This window comes from Chryseobacterium sp. JAH, assembly GCF_001507335.1.
Taxonomy (GTDB): Bacteria; Bacteroidota; Bacteroidia; order Flavobacteriales; family Weeksellaceae; genus Chryseobacterium.
In genome coordinates this window covers 102,714-121,354 of the sequence record NZ_LMAH01000008.1, presented here as the reverse complement: position 1 = coordinate 121,354, position 18,641 = coordinate 102,714, and the positions used below count along the sequence as shown (strand labels likewise).

Sequence of the window (18,641 nt, the reverse complement as noted above, 5' to 3'; positions counted from 1 at the left end):
CAATCGTTTGCTGACGCGTCATTCTACATCAAATTCTTCCTCTTTTTTTAAACCTTTAATAAAAGTTTCAAAATCTTTGGCTAAAAAAGTCTTTTTAAAACCGTTCTCAAGATCTACATGTACTATCTCCGGCTCACCATCTTTGCCGCAGTTTGTATAATCAAGAGCAACCATATCGTTTCCTGCGGAAGGACAGTCAGCAAAATACACACCGATAGCGGGATATCCTAACTCTTCAATCACAAACCGACTTCCTTTTTCTCCGCAAAGAGAATAAATCCTTTCTCTTCCAATACCCATAATACCGGTTATTGCTACATGGTCATCTGCCCAAGAATTGGCTTCAGCAGTAGGAAAAACAGATTTATTTGCCAATCCGCCGTTTTGTGTTTTCATCATCTGAATATAAGAGCCCGGAAGTTTATATCCCAATTCTTTCTGAACAGAATCGATCATTTCATTATCAGGAATATTCCCAATATAATCTCTTGCAGAATAACTGCACTCACTCCAAAAACCTTTAAAGTCGAAATCCTTGAAAAATTGTATTTCCATATATTTTTAATTAAAATGAAGCCGTATTAAGCTTCTCCAAATATCTGTATTTTATTTAACTAAATCAATTCAAATTATTTAAAATAATGTACAAAATTTTCTGGTTGCAAGTGTTCAGGATTTAAATTTGAAAAAAGATTTGAACCAAAATTAGTTACAATAGCAAGCATCAAAAAAATTTTATATTTAAATATACTAAAAATCCCTTTTAGCAAATAGCCAAAAGGGAGTATAAATTCCATCAATTATTTTAAATTAAATCAGTCCAAACTGCTCAAAATGATGCGTAAAATGTTTTCTTTGGAAAAGCTCCATCATCTCTTTATTCAAATGTCCGAATCTTGGATTGTAATGTTCCGCAAAAGGATTTTCTTTGAAATAAACCGTAAACTCTTTTAATGTTTCTACTAACTGAGTTTTAGCAGCATCAAGATTTTTATTTTTGTTTTGAGGAACTTCACCTTCTTTCCATAATGGATATTGCGCTCCCGGACGAATCTTCATATCGGTGTACAACCAGTCCTGAAGTTTTTCTAATTTTTCTTCCGGAATTTCGTCAAAATCTTCCGGCTTCAGATCGCCGAAACCGTTTCTTAAAACCTCTTCCAAATGTTCAACCATCAATTGCGGAGTGAAATTTCCAAAAACAGGCTGTGTATTTTCAGTTAGTGCATTCAGTTTTTTCTGAATATTCTGAACTTTAAAATCAATAAACGGAGAATGTTTTGCTACCAACGTTAAAATCGTCGCTACACAAACCACCTCATCTCTCTGGTTCACTACTTCAACCAACCATTTTACCACTCCTGAAGGAATATTTCTTCCTTTCACACCTCGGTTAATCTTTTCTTTTGCCGTTAAATAAACGGTAATCGTATCTCCGGCATAAACCGGTTTGAAGAATGAACAGTTTTCCAATCCGTAGTTGGCAATAACAGGACCTTTTTTGCCTGAGACAAACAATCCGGCTGCTGCAGAAAGGATAAAATATCCGTGAGCAACCGTTTTATCGAAAATCGTTCCTGATAAACTCGTTGCGTCTGTGTGTGCGTAGAAATGGTCCCATGAAACATTGGAGAAGTTAACAATATCTGCATCAGTAACTGTTCTTCCTGCTGTTTCAAGAGAATCTCCAACCTCAACTTCCTCAAAATATTTCTGGAAAGGATGTTTGTCTGAATACTTTTTCTCAGCACCTTGCTGATATACTTTCGTAATCGCCGTCAAAATATCCGGTGAACCCTGAATGGCTGTTTTCTGAAGGAAGAAATGAAGACCGTTCAGTCCACCCATTTCTTCACCGCCGCCTGCTCTTCCGGGACCACCATGCATCAAAGTTGGTAGCGGAGAACCGTGACCTGTACTTTCTTTCGCATTGTCTCTGTTTAACACGAAGATTCTTCCGTGCTGAGAAGCCATTTTCCATGAAGTTTCAGCTACGAATTTTTCATCGTGAGAAACAATGGATCCTACCAAACTTCCCTTTCCTCGTTTTGCCAACGCCGCAGCTTCTTCTGCATCTTTGTAAGGCATCAATGTAGAAACCGGACCGAAAGCTTCGACATCGTGAGAGATATTTTTAGTGAACGGAGAATCATTTAAAAACAATTTCGGAGACATAAATGCTCCGTTCTCGTAATCTGCAGCTACCAATTCGTGTTTTCCATCGTAGATTAGTTCGTTTTCAGTTTTCAGAATATCAACCTTTCTTAAGACCTCATCGTACTGCTGTTTTCCGACCAAAGAACCCATTCTCGTTTCTCGGCTTAATGGATTTCCGATTTTCGTCTGATCTAAAGCTTTAGACAAAGCATTCTGAACGTCTCCAATTAAGTTTTCAGGAACCAAAATTCTTCTGATTGCTGTACATTTCTGTCCGGCTTTAGTCGTCATTTCGGTACGAACTTCTTTGATGAATAAATCAAATTCGGGCGTTCCCGGTTTTGCATCCAATCCAAGAATCGAACAGTTTAAAGAATCTGCTTCCATGTTGAAACGGACAGCATTTCCTGAAACAGAAGGTAAAGATTTCAATTTTCTACCCGTTGTTGCAGAACCTGTAAACAATACAGAATCTCCATCCTGAACATAATCCAGAATATTTCCCGGCTCACCGCAAACCAATTGAAGCGCACCTTCAGGAAGAACGCCACTTTCAATCATATCCTGAAAAACAGCATTCGTTAAATAAGAACCGTAAGGAGACGGCTTCACAATACTTGGAACACCCGCCAATAAAGAAGTCGACAGTTTTTCCAACATACCCCAAACAGGAAAATTGTATGCATTGATTTGTACAGAAACTCCTTCACTCGGTGTCAAAATATGAGTTCCGAGAAAAGTTCCGTTGGCAGAAATTTTCTGAGTTTCACCATCTACCCAGAACGGTGTGTTCGGGAGCATTCTCTTGGCCAATCCTGAATACGTGAAAAATGTTCCAAAACCTCCTTCAATATCAACCCATGAATCTGCGTGCGTTGCCCCTGTTTTATAGGATAAATCGTAATATTTTTTCTTTCTTTCCAAAAGATACAGCGCAACCTTTTTTAACATTTCCCCACGATCATAGAACGTCATGGATGAAAGATTTTTATAGCCGACTGTTCTTCCGAAATCAAGAGCCTGTTTGAAATTCAGCCCTTCTGTATCTGAAACGGCAACCTGCTCTCCCGTCACGGCATTGTACAAAGGAATTCCGTTTCCGGTACCTTCTATCCATTCGCCGTGGATATAGTTTTTTAGTTTTTCCATAAAATATTTTATATTCTAGTTTATCAATATATGAACGTAACTGTATTACCAACAATTAAAAAAAAATCTGTGAGGTTGCTACATTTTCATACTTTTATATTATTTATTTTCACTTCGGTTCCTGATAAGGAAACAGCTTTACCAACCCTTCATACAAACTTCTGTGAAGAATAGTTGCATGATTGTCTGTTTCCATCATTTTATAGTCTACCGTCCAGTTTTTCTTGTTTGATTTTAAAAGAATATTGTAGAAATCTTCTGCATCTTTCACCATTACTTTATGCTCGCCTTTTCCGACAGAAACATAAACAAATTTCTTAGTGTCCCTAATTTTGGATAATAATAGCGGAGCCTGTTTTAGAAGACTTTCATCATCCCACCATAAACTCGGACTGATAATAAAATAGTTATTGAACATTTCAGGTTTTTTCAACAAAATTTCTGTTGCTAAAAGTCCACCCAGTGATTGCCCAAACAAGTAGGTATCGGTAGTTTTAAACTGACTTTCAATGTAAGGTTTTAATTCTTTTTCAAGAAAGCCAATAAACTTATCAGAATGTCCTGTTGTAGGATAATCTTTCTGCAAATCTTTTAAATCTGTATGAAAAGTGAAGTCTCTTTTTCTGTCAATATTCGCAATTCCGACTACAATCGTTTCAGGCATGGCATACATCTGATTAAAGAACTGCACCAATCCCGTGACGTGAATAAAATCTTCATTCATACATCCATCCAAAAGATAAATGATCGGATAAGGTTTTGTTTTATCAAAATTTTGAGGAAGATAGATGTTCAACGTTCTTTCTTCTTTTAAAATTTTGGACTTTATCGCTCTGATTTCTCCAATCACCAACGGTTTTACATTTCCAGTCTGGGCAAAAACCATGAATTGAAAAGTAAATAATATACTGATGAAAGTGAGAAGTTTTTTAAACATTTTAATCTTATATTTTAATCTTTAAACACTATTTGATTTTCTTACTGTTTTTAAAGAATTAATTCCATGATTTATTTCCGTGACCTAAAACAAAATTGATAAAAAAGAAAGTGAAGAACATGAGCATATAAAACATCCAATCTTCATTTTCACGTTTAAAAACCAGTCTTATTAAGTAAAAAAATATTAAACCTACCAATCCTAGAATTAAGGACTTTCTGAAGTTTCTCAGGGTGAAAATATCTTTCATGAATTTATTTTTATGAAGTCAATTATTTCACATCATCCCAAATACTGTAATCAACAACTTTCGTAGGAATCTGCTGAACATATTCTGTAAAAGGCTCACACAAGTGAATGGCATCTTTCCCTTCTCTTGCTAATTCCTGATACAATCTCGTTCCTTCGGTTTTCCACTTAATCATTTCATCAGAGACATCACGGATGATTCTTGCCGGACTGCCAACGATCAATTTTCTCGCATCACATCTGAAATTGGCAGGAACAAAAGCCAAAGCCCCGATGATACATTCGTCGCCAATAGCTGCTTTATCCATCACAACGGCATTCATTCCAACCAAACAATTCCTACCGATCTGTCCAGAATGAATAATTGCTCCGTGACCGATGTGTGCAGATTCTTCCAGAATGGTTTCAATCCCCGGAAAAACATGAAGTGTACAGTTTTCCTGAACATTCGCTCCGTCCTTCACAATAATTTTACCCCAGTCGCCACGGATCACCGCATTAGGACCTACATAAACTTCTTCACCGATTTCCACATTTCCAATGATCACCGCCTGCGGATGAACATAAGCGGATGGTTTTATAATGGGACGAATACCGTGATATGAGTAAATATTCATAATTTTAATTTGAAAATTGAGAATGAGTTAATTTGAAAATTATTTTTAACGCAAAGTTCACAAAGCTTTTTTGAAAATTTTCATGCATATTTTTCGTTCGCAAAGGCGTTTCACTCAGCAGAGTTTTAAACTTTAATTTAAATCAGCTAATTTGAAAATTGATAATATTCTGAATAGCATTTTCAAATTCTCAAATTAGCACATTTTCAAATTAAACCCGTTCAATCACCATTGCATAGCCTTGACCAACACCGATACAAAGCGTACACAACGCATATTTTTTATTTTGCTTTTGAAGTTCCAATGCTGCAGAACCTATAATTCTGGCTCCTGAAACTCCTAGCGGATGACCAATGGCAATTGCGCCTCCGTTCGGATTAACTCTTGAGTCATCATCTTTTAATCCTAAACTTCTTGTGACCGCTAAAGATTGAGCAGCAAATGCTTCGTTCAGTTCGATGACATCCATATCATCTAATGAAAGATTTAATCTTTTCAAAAGCTTCTGAGTCGCTTCAACTGGCCCGATTCCCATAATTCTTGGCTCAACACCGGCAACAGATGAACCTAAAATCTTAGCTTTTGGTTTTAAACTATATTTTTTTACCGCTTCTTCGCTTGCTAAAATTAAAGCTGCTGCACCGTCATTCATTCCGGAGGCGTTTCCAGCCGTCACTGTTCCACCTTCTTTTCTGAAAGCTGGACGAAGTTTCCCTAATCCTTCCATTGAAGAAGTCGGTTTGATGAACTCGTCCTTATCGAAAATTTTCGGATCACCTTTTCTTTGTGGAATTTCCACTTCTATAATTTCTTCTGCCAGTCTTCCGCTTTCCTGAGCTTTTGTCGCTTTCTGCTGAGACCAAAGGGCAAATTTATCCTGATCTTCACGGCTAATGTTGTGCATTTCTGCCAAATTTTCGGCGGTATCTCCCATTGCGTCAACTCCGTACATTTCTTTCATTTTGGGATTTACAAATCTCCATCCGAAAGTGGTATCAAACATCTGGCTGTCTCTCCCAAAAGCTGTACTTGGTTTTGACATCACATAAGGAGAACGCGTCATGTGCTCTACTCCACCTGCAATATAAATTTCACCTTCACCGGAAGCAATCGAACGGAAAGCATTGGCCACCGCTGACATTCCTGAAGCGCACAATCTGTTTACAGTTTCGCCTCCGATTTTGTAAGGAAGTCCAGCCAATAAAAGTCCCATTCTTGCTACGTTTCTGTTATCTTCACCTGCTTGGTTTGCGCATCCGAAAATAACGTCCTCAATTTCCTCAACAGGAACTTGAGGGTTTCTGGCAACAATTTCTTTTAAAACGATTGCCGCCAAATCATCGGCACGAACTTCTGATAAACCTCCACTCAATTTTGAAATGGGAGTTCTGATGTAATCTATGATATATACGTTGTTCATAATTTTAATTTAAAAATGTGTTAATTTGAGAATGAAATAAAGCTTTAAAAATAATTTTCAAATTGCCTCATTTCCAAATTTTCAAATCTATAATTCTGTTACTTTTTTTCCGATTTTATAAACTGTTCCCACAAATTTCGCTACCAACTCATCATTCTGATTGGTAATTCTAATGTCGTAAACAGCGGTTTTTCTGGTATCAGTTACCAAAGTGCTTTCAGCTCTAAAGACATCTCCTTCTCTTCCCGCTTTGGTAAAATTGATGATACAGTTCAGCGCAACAGCTGCATCTCCAGAATTATTGGACGAAAATGCCAATGCGGAGTCTGCAAAAGCAAACGTAACGCCTCCGTGAACTGTTTTAAGCCCATTGATCATATCTTTTTTGATGGGCATTTCCAGTAAACAATAATTTTCTTTGACTTCGATCATTTTGATATTCATCCATTGGGAAAAATAATCCTGATCAAACATATATTCTGCAACTTGTCTTGGATTCATAATTTTTAATTTGAGAATTAAATCAATTTGAGAATTTGAAAATTGAATAATGCGGAATCAATTTCAAATTTGCACATTTTCAAATTATCTAATTCAATTTACGCAACAAAGGGCTTTGCCTATACCTTTCTTCCTGATATTCATCGTGAAGATTTTGCAGCGTTTCAGAGATTTTGGCGTAACCAATTTCTTTTCCCCAGGCCAATAACCCTTTCGGATAATTTACTCCCTTTTGCATTGCCAATTCTAAATCTTCGTCATTTGCAACACCCAATCTTTTTGCTTCGACCGCTTCGTTAATCAGCATTGAAATAATTCTTAAAAATATTTGTTGATAAAGAGCTTCAGCTTTATGAGGTTCAGGTTTTGAACTTCCTTCAGCATAATCGTAGAAACCTTTTCCTGTTTTTCTGCCGTGAAGTTTGGCTTCAGACATTCTTTGTTGTAGAAGGGATGGTTTGTATTTTGGGTCGTAGAAATAATCTTTGTAAACCGTTGTGGTTACAGAGAAATTCACGTCAACACCGATGAGATCCATTAATTCAAAAGGTCCCATTTTAAAATTACCCAATCTTTTCATGGCATCATCCACCTGCTCTACCGTTGCGATGTTTTCTTCAACAATTCTCAATCCTTCTCCATAGTAAGGACGGGCAATTCTGTTGACAATAAATCCAGGAATATCTTTAGCCATCACAGGAACTTTACCCCAATCTTTCACGAGGTTGTACATTTTATCGGCTAAAGACTTCTCAGTAAGTAAAGACGGAATAATTTCAACCAAAGGCATTAAAGGAGCCGGATTGAAAAAGTGAATTCCGATGAAACGCTTCGGTATTTGCAGTTCTGCACCGAGAGATGTAATGGAAATGGATGATGTATTGGATGCGATCACACAGCTTTCAGAAACATGTTTCTCTAATTCTGTGAAGATCTTGGTTTTGATTTCTTTATTTTCGATGATGGCTTCGATGACGAGTTCGCAATCTTTGAAGTCCTTCAATTCTGTAGCGATGGAAATGTTAGCTAGAATTTCGACCATTTTTTCCGACGAAATCTTCTGTTTGTCAACCAATCTGGTCAATGTTTTTTCCAAACCTATGGTTGCCGTTTCTACTTGTTTTGCGTTGGCGTCATAGACCCAAACTTTGCATCCGTTCGTTGCAGCTACTTGTGCGATGCCAATTCCCATAGTTCCGGCACCGATAATTCCTACGTTCATATTTTAAATTTGAAAATTTGAAAATGAGCTAATTTGAAAATGATTTAAGTTTCGAACTCGAAATGATTTTTGAGAGAACTAACAGAATTTCTTTTAAATCAGAAATTAATTTTTCGCTGGGCGATTTTAGAAATTTAGATTTTAAACATAATAAAAGCCAATATTGTGTTTCATCAGCTTCTTTCGCAGCGATTTTTAATTTATGAATAAAATCTGCCTTACTTTCTGCATTTTGAGCTTCTCTCACATTTGCTCCAATCGAAGTTCCTGATTTAAAAATCTGATTTGCTAAAGGAAATCTTTTAGCCTCATATAAATCTTCCGAAAATTCAATGATGTTCAATGCAAAGTCGAAAGTCTTATTTACAATAATATTTTCTTTGTCATTTCTCATTCTCAAATTCTCAAATTAATTCATTTTCAAATTGATTACTTTCCTTTATATTCAGGTTTTCTTTTTTGTAAAAAGGCTTGTACTCCTTCTTTGAAATCTTCTGTTTCCGCAGCTTCCTGCTGTAGGTCTCCTTCTAATTCCAATTGCTCTTTCAACGTATTATTGTAAGAATTGGCGAAGGCTTTTTTTGTTAATTTTAAACCAACCGTCGGCATATTCGAAACTTTTTCTAAAATTTCCATTGATTTTGAATTAAATTCTTCTTCCGTGAAAACCTCAGCCACCAAACCATAAGATTTTGATTCTTCTGCTGACAATTTTTTTCCTGTAAATGCTAAATAATTCGCCAATTGTCTTCCTAATAATTTAGGTAAGAAATACGTTCCGCCTGTATCAGGAATTAATCCGATATTGGAGAATGCCTGCGCAAAATAAGCTTTATCAGTCGCTAAAACGAAGTCACAAATTAATGCCAACATGGCACCCGCTCCTACTGCAGGACCGTTGACCAAAGCAACGACAGGTTTTTTGCAACGGGTAATTTCCATAACCAGAGGATTGTAATAATCGGTTACAATTCTTCTGATAATATCGTTATCATGATGATCATTTCCTTGTACGAAAGCATCGTCCAGATTCTGACCAGAACAGAAAGCTCTTCCTCTACCAGAAATTGCCACACATCTTACTGTGGGATCATCGCTGCATTCTTTCACAAAATCTCTCAAATCTGCCAACGAAGGCTTGGTTAAAGCATTCATCGTGTCAGGCTGATTGAGGTAAGCGATTTTTAATTTTCCGCCAAAATGCGATTCAATATCAAGTTGTGTGTACATAGTATTAATTTTTTAATTTGAACATTAGTCAATTTGAAAATTCTGATTTCACTACTAATTTACTCATTTTCAAATTAGCAAATTTTCAAATTATTTAGTGGCATTTAAAATAATCAAATGGTTCTAAACAGTCCAGACATTGATACGAAGCCTTACACAAAGTAGACCCGAATCTGCTGATCTGTTTTGAATTCATCGAGCCGCAACGTGGACATTTTTTAGGTTTCCCGATGTGGTTTTCGTCGGCTCCTTTTTCGGGAGGTGTAATTCCGTAAACACGGAGTTTTTCTCTCGCTTCGTCTGTCAACCAGTCTGTCGTCCAGATCGGAAACATTTTGGTAACGACTGTAGCATCCCAACCGTTTTCCTTCATGATTTTGATAATATCTTCCTCAATGGTAAACATAGCGGGACAGGCAGAATAAGTGGGCGTAATCGTTACTTCACAAGAATTTTCGCTGGTAACCTTCGCCTCTCTTACAATGCCCAATTCCACGATATTGATCACCGGAATTTCCGGATCGGGGACTAATTCTAATATTTCTAAAGGATTTTTCATAATTAATTTGAAAATTTGAAAATTTGGGTAATTTGAAATTTAAAGCAGTCCGCCATTTTTCAAATTAGCACATTTTCAAATTAACTCATTGACATTTTTACCAAGTACAACCCGGATACGCTCTCTGCATATACTGCAATTCGCAAAGCATAAATCCGAAATATTCTGTGTGATATCCTGTTCTTGATTTTGGCTGCATAAAAGGATTTGCAGGATATTCTAAACCGAAATTTGCAAAATCTCTTTTTGTAATTGTAAGAAAATCTTCATACAAAGCATCAACATTCGGAGCGATGTTTAAAGCAATTAAATCATCTTCGCCTTCTGTTTTTGCAAATAAACCCTTGGTGTATTCCCAGATATTTTCGATGGATCTTTCAAGACGCATTTTGCTTTCTTCAGTTCCCTGTCCGAAAATTTTCATCCATGACGCAGCGTGCGTGTAGTGGTATCTTACTTCTTTCAGAGATTTCTGAGCGATAGCCGAAAGTTCCTCGTTCGTTGAATTCGACAAAGCTTCATACATCAACTTTTGATACACAGAGAAAACATACACTTTCAAAATGGTCTGAGCATAATCTTCGTTGGGAAGTTCTGTCCAGTGTGCATTTAAATATTCATGCTCATATCTCAGGAAAGCCAAATCATCTTCACTTTTTCCGTTGTCAATGACTCTCGAAGCATACACGTAAAAGTTGTTAGCTTGTCCAAGCTCATCCAAAGCAATGTTCGTCAAAGCAATATCTTCCTCCAGATAAGGACCTTCACCGCACCACGCAGACAAACGCTGTCCCATAATGAAACTGTCGTCTGCTAGTTTTAATAAATAATTATATAATGGATTCATTATTTTTTAATTTGAGAATTTGAAAATTAGTTAATTTGAAAATTGAGTAAGTGTCGTAAAATGAGAAGTAGAGAATAATTAACAGCGTTAAATTAATTTTCAAATTTTCAAATTACCACATTTTCAAATTATTAATCTACATATTTTTTACATCGTTTGGAATGTCGTAGAACGTCGGGTGACGGTACAATTTGTCATCAGCCGGATCAAAGAAAGCTTCTTTATCAATTCCTTCTGAAGTCACAATATATTTACTTGGAACTACCCAAACAGAAGTTCCTTCTTTTCTTCTTGTATAAACGTCTCTTGCATTCTGCAAAGCCATTTCTGCTGTTGGTGCCTGTACAATTCCAACGTGTTTGTGAGATAATCCCGGTTTAGTCTGAATAAACACTTCCCACATATCTAAATTTACCATAATTAATTTGAAAATTAGGTAATTTGAGAATTAGTCAATTTGAAAATTTATACACATGATGGCATTTTCAAATTAGCACATTTTCAAATTAGCACATTATTATTTTACTTCTTTTTGTTGTTTCTCCGCAAAAGCCTTCGCTGCTTCTTTTACCCAAAGATTTTCCTGCTGTGCTTTTACTTTGGTCTGCAGTCTTTTTTTGTTTGCAGGGCCGTTTCCTTTTAAGATTTCCATAAATTCCCCCCAAGGAAGTTCTCCAAAATCATAATGTTGTCTCTCCTCGTTCCATTTTAAATCCTTATCCGGAACCGTTAAGCCTAAAAACTCAGCCTGAGAAACGGTAACGTCGATAAATCTCTGACGAAGACTGTCATTACTTTCTCTTTTTACTCTGTAATTCATTGAGATTTTAGAGTTTGGCGAACTATCGTCATTCGGGCCAAACATCATTAGAGCCGGCCACCAGAAACGGTTTAACGAAGCCTGAGCCATTTCTTTCTGCTGTTTTGTACCACGGCAAAGCGCCATTAAAATCTCGTAACCCTGTCTTTGGTGGAAAGATTCTTCTTTACAGATTTTCACCATTGCTCGTGAGTAAGGACCATAAGAATTCCCCATCAACATCACCTGATTCATAATCGCTGCACCATCAACCAACCAACCGATGGCACCGATATCTGCCCAGCTTAACGTCGGATAATTAAAAATACTTGAGTATTTCGCTTTTCCTTCCAGCATATCTTCGTAGGTAGCATCTCTGTCGGCTCTGATGGTTCCGTTTCCTAAAGTTTCAGTGGCAGAATAGAGGTATAAACCGTGACCTGCTTCATCCTGAACTTTAGCCAAAAGCGCCATTTTTCTTCTCAGTGAAGGTGCTCTGGAAACCCAATTGGCTTCCGGCAACATCCCAACAATCTCAGAATGCGCGTGCTGTGAAATCTGACGAACCAATAATTTTCTGTAATCATCGGGCATTACATCTTTTGGTTCTACTTTATTTTCGTCGTGTACGTATTGTACGAATTTTTCTAAGTCCATAATTTTTTAATTTGAAAATTAATTAATTTGAAAATTTGAGAATTAGGCAATTTGAAAATTAAAACACGATAATGGCATTTTCAAATTATTAAACATCATAATTTAGCATCACCACATTCGTTGTAGGGTGACACTGGCAAGTCAGAACAAAACCTCTGGCTACTTCGTCTTCGGTAAGCGCGAAATTTTTCTCCATGAAAACTTCTCCTTCGAGAACTTCCGCCTTACACGTACAGCAAACTCCTCCTTTACAAGCAAAAGGTACAGGAAGATTGTCTTTCAATGCTTTATCTAAGATACTCTCTTTTTTTGAATTCAAATGGAACGAATATTCATCATCATCGATAATCACCGTCACCATACTTTCAATATTAGCGATTGCCTTGAATTCATCACTCATTTCCGCAGAATCTTCTTCGTCCGGAGCTGAGAAATATTCAAAAAGAACCTGAATCGCCGGAACTTTTTTGTCTTTCTTTAAATAATCAGAAATCCCTTTAATCATATCCGAAGGCCCACAAATAAAATAAGTAGCTTCCTTCACATCGATATCGGTATATCTTTCAAATAAATGATCCAGTTTTTCAGGAGAGATTCTTCCCTCAAAAATCGGGTCAGCGTGTTTTTCACGGCTTACCAGATAAACCACTTTCAACCTTCCGTTAAACTGCTCTACCAACTTATCGATCTCAGCTTTTTTCATCACATGATTCATGCTTCTGTTGCTGTAGAAAAGATAAGCGTTTGAATTAGGTTCCTGGTAAAGACTTTCCTTCAAATTAGAAAGAATCGGGCTGATTCCGCTTCCTGCAGCCAATCCAACGTAGGTTTTAGTGTTGGTCGGATGATATGAAGTATTGAAACCACCCATCGGAGGCATCACTTCAAGAACCTCATCCATGTGAAGATGCTCATTGAAATATCCCGAAACTTTTCCGCCTTCCAAAAGCTTAACCAAAACTTCAAGCGTGTTGCTTTTTTCGCTCGGCGCATTGCAGATAGAATAAGAACGGCGCTCTTCATTGCCGTTAACCATCAGTTTAAAATTCAGATACTGCCCCTGTTTGAATCTGAATTTATCTTTCAGTTCCTCAGGAATTTCCAACGCTACATTCACCGCATCGTTGGTATCTTTCTGAACCTTTACAGTTTTTAATTTATAAAATGAATTCATTTTGTCTTTAGTATTCTATTAATTTTTCCTCCTTCGCATTTTGGCAAGCTATCCTGAGCGTGAATTTTCACTTTCGTGGTAATGCCTACTCGTTTTTTTATTTCGTTTTCGATGCTTTTCCCAAAATTTCCTGCGAAAATAAGATATTCACCTGAATTTATATTTAAATTTTCCGCAGCCACCAATTCATCATCAATTTCCACATCAATATCGAGTGCCACACACATTTGTTCTTTCTCAATTGGAGTCAGGTAATAATTCGGAACCACGCCTTTCACATGAGAAAAAGCTTCCTCTATCTGACTTGGATACACATTTACACCTCTTACAATGAGCATATCATCGGCTCTGCCTAGGATTGGTTTCATTTTAACCATGGTTCTTTTGGCATTTTCGTCGTAGTACAAACTTGTAATATCGTTCGTCCAATAACGTAAAAGTGGCATCGCCTTTTTAGTTAATGTCGTAATCACCAAAACTCCTTCTTCACCATAAGGAAGCGGTTCTTTAGTAATCGGATCTAAAATTTCAGGGTAAAAATGATCTTCCCAAATGTAAGCGCCACCTTTTTCCTCAAAATCTTCCATTGAAACTCCTGGACCAATAATTTCACTCAGTCCATAAATATTGGTTGCATGCAAACCCAATCTCTCTTCGATATGATGCCTGATCAATTCCGTCCAAGGTTCCGAGCCCAGAACGGCATATTTTAAACTGATTTCATCAGCCGAGATTCCTCTTTTCGCAAATTCATCAGCGATAGTTAAAGCATAAGAAGGTGAACAACAGATAACTTCGGGCTTAAAATCAATGATTAAATCGACCTGTCTCGTGGTCATACCTCCCGAAATCGGAAGAACGCTCATTCCTAATTTTTCTGCTCCGTAATGAAGCCCAAGCCCGCCAGTGAAAATTCCGTAGCCATAAGCGTTATGCAATTGCATTCCCGGTTTTGCTCCTGCTGCATTCAATGATCTTGCTACCACTTCACTGAATAAATCAACATCTTCTTTTGTGTAGCCTACCACCGTTGGTTTTCCCGTTGTTCCGCTAGAGCAGTGGATTCTCTGCAATTCATTTTTCGGAACGGTAAATAATCCAAACGGATAATTGTCTCTTAAATCCTGTTTGTAAGTAATAGGAAGTTTAGAAATATCTTCAATTGTCCTTATTTCTTGTGGTGATATTCCTAATTCATCAAATTTTCTTTTATAAAAATCTGATTTCTCTCCAAGATATACAACCAAATTCTTCAATCTCTCGGACTGAAGAGTTCTTAACTGGCCAAGTTCTAAATATTCAACATCAAACTTCATTACTAACTAACATTTGTTAGGTGTAAATTTAAAAAAGATTTTCTACCTGACCAAATTTTAATGACTTTTGTCATATTTTGAATGATTCTAAATTGCTTTGAGTGAGATTAAGGTTTTAACCGAAGCAAACTTTAATGTTTCGTTGTCATTCTGAATTGAACGCAGTGAGCTTAAGAAGCTCGACTATATAGATTCTTTTAGTTTTCAATCAGTGTTGAGATTTCTACAGAAATGAATAATCTTATTATTTGTGATTCCCGAGAAGACCGAAAAGAATTTTATCTCTGATTTCCTCTTTGATATCTACAGAAGATTCTATATTTCTTTTGAACCAAAAATAAGAGTTGTTTAAAGTATGAAGAATAAATCTTGTTGTAAAGGTTGGCGACTTTAGCTCCCAATTTTCGGCCTGATAGATTTCAAGTAATAATTGCTCGACTTCCAATTGGTAGTTTTTTCTCATTTCAATAAACTCCGGAAGTCTTCCGTCTAAATGTTTCCATTCGTTTGAATAAATATGAGTCACATCACGGTTTTCAAGCACCACAGATAGATGCTTGTCGATAAAGAGGTTTAATTTTTCTTTTGGAGGAAGAGTTGTATTTTTAATTTCCTGAAGCTGCGCAAAGAATTCGTGAGCAATTCCAAAGCATATCCATTCTAAAATTTCTTCTTTTGAACGGATGTGCGCATATAAAGAAGCGGCTTTTATGTTGAGTTTCGTCGCCAAATCCCTTACCGAGCTGCCCATGTACCCCTTCTCTTTGAAAAGCTCTACCGCAACGTCTAATATTTTCTTTTGTTTTTCTTTAAGTTCCATGATGTGAGTGCAAAAGTAATTATTCTGTTTGGAATCTCAGTTCAACAGATTCAAAATAGTTTAAAGGTCAAAATGTACATCTCCCATTCAAAATAAAAACCATTTTTCGGAAAATTTGGCAACAAATCAAAATTCAACAATATACTATTCGGAAAATTTGTCTTGATAATTTATAAATTCAACAATAGAATAATTTTTGTGATAAGCTAACCGAATTAAATGATTAGATAAGATTGAGAACATCAGAAATTAGAACAATCAGCTTTGAAAATTAGCACTTATCAGACTCTTCTGGTCTGAAATCTGATGTTTAAAATCTTAAATTGACAACTTAAAATAAAGAATCAAAAATATACACAATATGAACTTAAATCAATACACCGTAAAATCTCAGGAAGCCATCCAGGCCGCTCAACAAGTGGCTATGGAATTTGGCAATCAGCAAATAGAACCTCAACATTTACTTGAAGGAATTTTTCAGGTGGATGAAAATATATCTCCTTTCTTACTAAAAAAATCTGAAGCAGACGCAAGTTTGGTAAGAGAGCGAAACCGCGAAAACCTTGCAAGACTTCCAAAAGTACAAGGCGGAAATATTTATCTTTCACAATCTGCCAACAAAGTTTTATTAGATGCGCCGAACATCGCAAAAAAAATGGGAGATGAATTTGTGACCATTGAACATCTTTGGCTTTCTCTGTTAGAAACCAAATCAGAAGTTTCGAAAACTTTGAAAGATATGGGTGTGACCAAAAGTCTTTTGGAAGGAGGAATTAAAGAATTAAGAAAAGGTAGTACTGCGTCATCTGCAAGCTCAGAAGAAACCTATCAATCCTTAAAAAAATATGCTAAAAACTTCAATGAATTAGCTGCAGAAGGAAAACTTGACCCAGTTATCGGGCGTGATGAAGAAATTAGAAGAGTTTTACAGATTCTTTCGAGAAGAACTAAAAACAATCCGATCTTAATTGGTGAACCGGGAGTTGGTAAAACCGCCATCGCAGAAGGAATTGCGCACAGAATTATCAGCGGGGATATTCCTGAAAACTTGCAGGATAAAACTCTGTACTCTTTGGATATGGGTGCTTTGATTGCTGGTGCTAAATACAAAGGTGAATTTGAAGAGCGTCTGAAATCTGTTGTGAATGAAGTGATCAAATCAGAGGGACAAATTATTCTTTTCATAGACGAGATCCACACTTTGGTAGGAGCTGGAGGCGGTGAAGGCGCCATGGATGCGGCAAATATTCTGAAACCGGCTTTGGCAAGAGGGGAATTGAGAGCTATTGGAGCAACCACTTTAAATGAATATCAAAAATATTTTGAAAAAGATAAAGCGTTAGAAAGACGTTTCCAGAAGGTAATGGTGGAAGAACCTGATACTGAATCTGCCATCTCTATCCTTCGTGGAATTAAAGATAAATACGAAGCGCACCATAAAGTAAGAATCAAAGATGAAGCGATTATTGCGGCGGTGGAAATGTCTCAACGATATATTTCAGACCGATTTTTACCGGATAAAGCGATTGATTTGATTGATGAGGCTTCGGCAAAACTGAGAATGGAAATCAATTCAAAACCTGAAGAATTGGATGTTCTCGACAGAAAACTGATGCAGATGGAAATTGAACTGGCAGCCATTTCAAGAGAAGGAAGCCAGACGAAAATCGACCATTTAAAAGAAGATATTTCGAAAATTTCAGAAGAAAGAAACGAAATCAATGCAAAATGGCTGAAAGAAAAACAGAAGTCGGAGGATTTAACTTCAATTAAAAAAGATATTGAATCTCTGAAACTTGAGGCGGAAAGAGCTTCCAGAGCAGGAGACTATGCTAAAGTTGCTGAAATTCAGTATGGAAAAATCAAGGAAAAAGAAGATGCTTTGCAGAAACTTGAACTGGAAATGCAAAACCATCAGAATGAATTGATTAAAGAAGAAGTTACGGCAGACAATATTTCAGAGGTGATTGGAAAATGGACGGGAATTCCTGTGACCAAGCTTCTTCAATCTGAAAGAGAAAAATTACTGCATCTTGAAACTGAACTGCATCACAGAGTTGTTGGTCAGGAAGAAGCGATTGAAGCAGTTGCAGATGCCATCAGAAGAAACAGAGCGGGGTTGAGCGACGAGAAAAAACCAATCGGAAGTTTCTTATTTTTAGGAACTACAGGAGTTGGTAAAACCGAGTTGGCAAAAGCTTTAGCTGAATTTCTCTTCGATGATGAAAACAATATGACGAGAATCGATATGAGTGAATATCAGGAGCGTCATTCGGTGTCGAGATTGGTTGGTGCGCCTCCTGGATATGTTGGGTATGATGAAGGTGGCCAATTAACAGAAGCTGTTAGAAGAAGACCTTATTCAGTCGTGCTTTTAGATGAGATAGAAAAAGCGCATCCGGATGTTTTCAACACCTTGTTGCAGGTTTTAGATGACGGTCGTTTGACGGATAATAAAGGTCGAGTTGTGAATTTCAAAAACTCGATTATCATTATGACTTCAAATCTCGGTTCACATCTCATTCAGGAGAATTTTGAAAATATTACAGAGGAAAATCAGGATGAAATTGTGGCTAAAACAAAAATCGAAGTTTTTGATTTATTAAAACAAACACTTCGTCCGGAATTCCTGAACAGAATTGATGAAACCGTGTTGTTTCAGCCTTTAAGAAAAAAAGAAATTGGAAAAATCGTTCAGTATCAGCTGAGAGGTTTCAACGATTTATTGCTGAAAAGAAACATTTTGATGACCGCAACACAGGATGCTTTAGATTATCTGACCAACAAAGGGTACGACCCGGTTTTCGGAGCACGACCTTTAAAAAGAGTCATTCAGCAGGAAGTTTTGAATAAATTATCCAAAGAAATCCTTGCAGGAACCGTAAACGATGGAGACAGAATCACCTTAGATTATTTTGAGGAAACAGGTTTGGTGTTCAGACCTACAGAAAAATAAGTAGTTTTTTTTCATATATAATTTTTTTTAA

At 36.8% G+C, this 18,641-nt stretch carries 18 protein-coding genes; 1 reads left to right on the top strand and 17 read right to left on the bottom strand.

From position 1 onward, the window contains the following. Positions 1 to 18: 18 nt before the first annotated feature. The 17 genes from AR685_RS15605 to AR685_RS15525 all read right to left on the bottom strand — a co-directional run bounded on the left by AR685_RS15605 (position 19) and on the right by AR685_RS15525 (position 15,654). The gene (locus AR685_RS15605) at positions 19 to 555 is read right to left on the bottom strand and encodes an SMI1/KNR4 family protein (protein WP_059125116.1); all 537 of its coding nucleotides are present in this window, start codon (positions 553 to 555) and stop codon (positions 19 to 21) included. A gap of 255 nt (positions 556 to 810) precedes the next feature. Next, complete coding sequence (gene paaZ / locus AR685_RS15600; RefSeq protein ID WP_059125115.1) at positions 811 to 3,306, bottom strand: phenylacetic acid degradation bifunctional protein PaaZ; 2,496 nt, start codon at positions 3,304 to 3,306, stop codon at positions 811 to 813. 109 nt (positions 3,307 to 3,415) lie between these two features. Next, positions 3,416 to 4,243, bottom strand: coding sequence for an alpha/beta hydrolase (locus AR685_RS15595; RefSeq protein WP_059125114.1), 828 nt, complete (start codon positions 4,241 to 4,243; stop codon positions 3,416 to 3,418). Positions 4,244 to 4,301: 58 nt separating this feature from the next. Then, positions 4,302 to 4,493: a hypothetical protein gene (locus AR685_RS15590; RefSeq protein ID WP_059125113.1), complete on the bottom strand. Its 192-nt coding sequence runs from the start codon at positions 4,491 to 4,493 to the stop codon at positions 4,302 to 4,304. Between the two features lie 22 nt (positions 4,494 to 4,515). Beyond that, on the bottom strand, positions 4,516 to 5,109 hold the full coding sequence (locus tag AR685_RS15585) for a transferase hexapeptide repeat family protein (protein WP_059125112.1): 594 nt from the start codon (positions 5,107 to 5,109) through the stop codon (positions 4,516 to 4,518). 211 nt (positions 5,110 to 5,320) lie between these two features. After that, positions 5,321 to 6,529: a 3-oxoadipyl-CoA thiolase gene (pcaF, locus tag AR685_RS15580; RefSeq protein ID WP_059125111.1), complete on the bottom strand. Its 1,209-nt coding sequence runs from the start codon at positions 6,527 to 6,529 to the stop codon at positions 5,321 to 5,323. Between the two features lie 87 nt (positions 6,530 to 6,616). Then, on the bottom strand, positions 6,617 to 7,030 hold the full coding sequence (locus tag AR685_RS15575) for a PaaI family thioesterase (protein WP_047446906.1): 414 nt from the start codon (positions 7,028 to 7,030) through the stop codon (positions 6,617 to 6,619). An 88-nt stretch (positions 7,031 to 7,118) separates the two neighbouring features. Beyond that, entirely contained in the window at positions 7,119 to 8,252 is a 1,134-nt protein-coding gene (locus tag AR685_RS15570) for a 3-hydroxyacyl-CoA dehydrogenase NAD-binding domain-containing protein (protein WP_059125110.1), read from the bottom strand. Positions 8,253 to 8,280: 28 nt separating this feature from the next. Further along, a complete protein-coding gene (locus AR685_RS15565; protein ID WP_059125109.1) occupies positions 8,281 to 8,646 on the bottom strand; it encodes a four helix bundle protein in 366 nt (121 codons plus the stop codon). Positions 8,647 to 8,681: 35 nt separating this feature from the next. Next, complete coding sequence (locus tag AR685_RS15560) at positions 8,682 to 9,482, bottom strand: enoyl-CoA hydratase/isomerase family protein (RefSeq protein WP_059125108.1); 801 nt, start codon at positions 9,480 to 9,482, stop codon at positions 8,682 to 8,684. A 94-nt stretch (positions 9,483 to 9,576) separates the two neighbouring features. Continuing rightward, a complete protein-coding gene (gene paaD, locus AR685_RS15555) occupies positions 9,577 to 10,041 on the bottom strand; it encodes a 1,2-phenylacetyl-CoA epoxidase subunit PaaD (RefSeq protein WP_059125107.1) in 465 nt (154 codons plus the stop codon). Positions 10,042 to 10,138: 97 nt separating this feature from the next. Beyond that, on the bottom strand, positions 10,139 to 10,888 hold the full coding sequence (paaC, locus tag AR685_RS15550) for a 1,2-phenylacetyl-CoA epoxidase subunit PaaC (RefSeq protein WP_059125106.1): 750 nt from the start codon (positions 10,886 to 10,888) through the stop codon (positions 10,139 to 10,141). A 136-nt stretch (positions 10,889 to 11,024) separates the two neighbouring features. Beyond that, a complete protein-coding gene (gene paaB, locus AR685_RS15545; RefSeq protein WP_047446920.1) occupies positions 11,025 to 11,306 on the bottom strand; it encodes a 1,2-phenylacetyl-CoA epoxidase subunit PaaB in 282 nt (93 codons plus the stop codon). Between the two features lie 99 nt (positions 11,307 to 11,405). Then, on the bottom strand, positions 11,406 to 12,344 hold the full coding sequence (gene paaA / locus AR685_RS15540) for a 1,2-phenylacetyl-CoA epoxidase subunit PaaA (RefSeq protein ID WP_059125105.1): 939 nt from the start codon (positions 12,342 to 12,344) through the stop codon (positions 11,406 to 11,408). Between the two features lie 88 nt (positions 12,345 to 12,432). Beyond that, entirely contained in the window at positions 12,433 to 13,518 is a 1,086-nt protein-coding gene (locus AR685_RS15535; protein ID WP_047446924.1) for a 2Fe-2S iron-sulfur cluster-binding protein, read from the bottom strand. Further along, positions 13,515 to 14,834 (bottom strand): phenylacetate--CoA ligase family protein, encoded by a 1,320-nt coding sequence (locus tag AR685_RS15530; RefSeq protein ID WP_047446926.1) that lies wholly within the window; start codon positions 14,832 to 14,834, stop codon positions 13,515 to 13,517. The genes AR685_RS15535 and AR685_RS15530 overlap by 4 nt, the downstream gene beginning before the upstream one ends. A gap of 244 nt (positions 14,835 to 15,078) precedes the next feature. Continuing rightward, complete coding sequence (locus AR685_RS15525; protein WP_047446928.1) at positions 15,079 to 15,654, bottom strand: TetR/AcrR family transcriptional regulator; 576 nt, start codon at positions 15,652 to 15,654, stop codon at positions 15,079 to 15,081. A 361-nt stretch (positions 15,655 to 16,015) separates the two neighbouring features. On the opposite strand from AR685_RS15525, the gene clpB reads away from it, so the two are divergent. Next, positions 16,016 to 18,610: an ATP-dependent chaperone ClpB gene (gene clpB, locus AR685_RS15520; RefSeq protein WP_059125104.1), complete on the top strand. Its 2,595-nt coding sequence runs from the start codon at positions 16,016 to 16,018 to the stop codon at positions 18,608 to 18,610. The last annotated feature ends 31 nt before the right edge of the window (positions 18,611 to 18,641 follow it).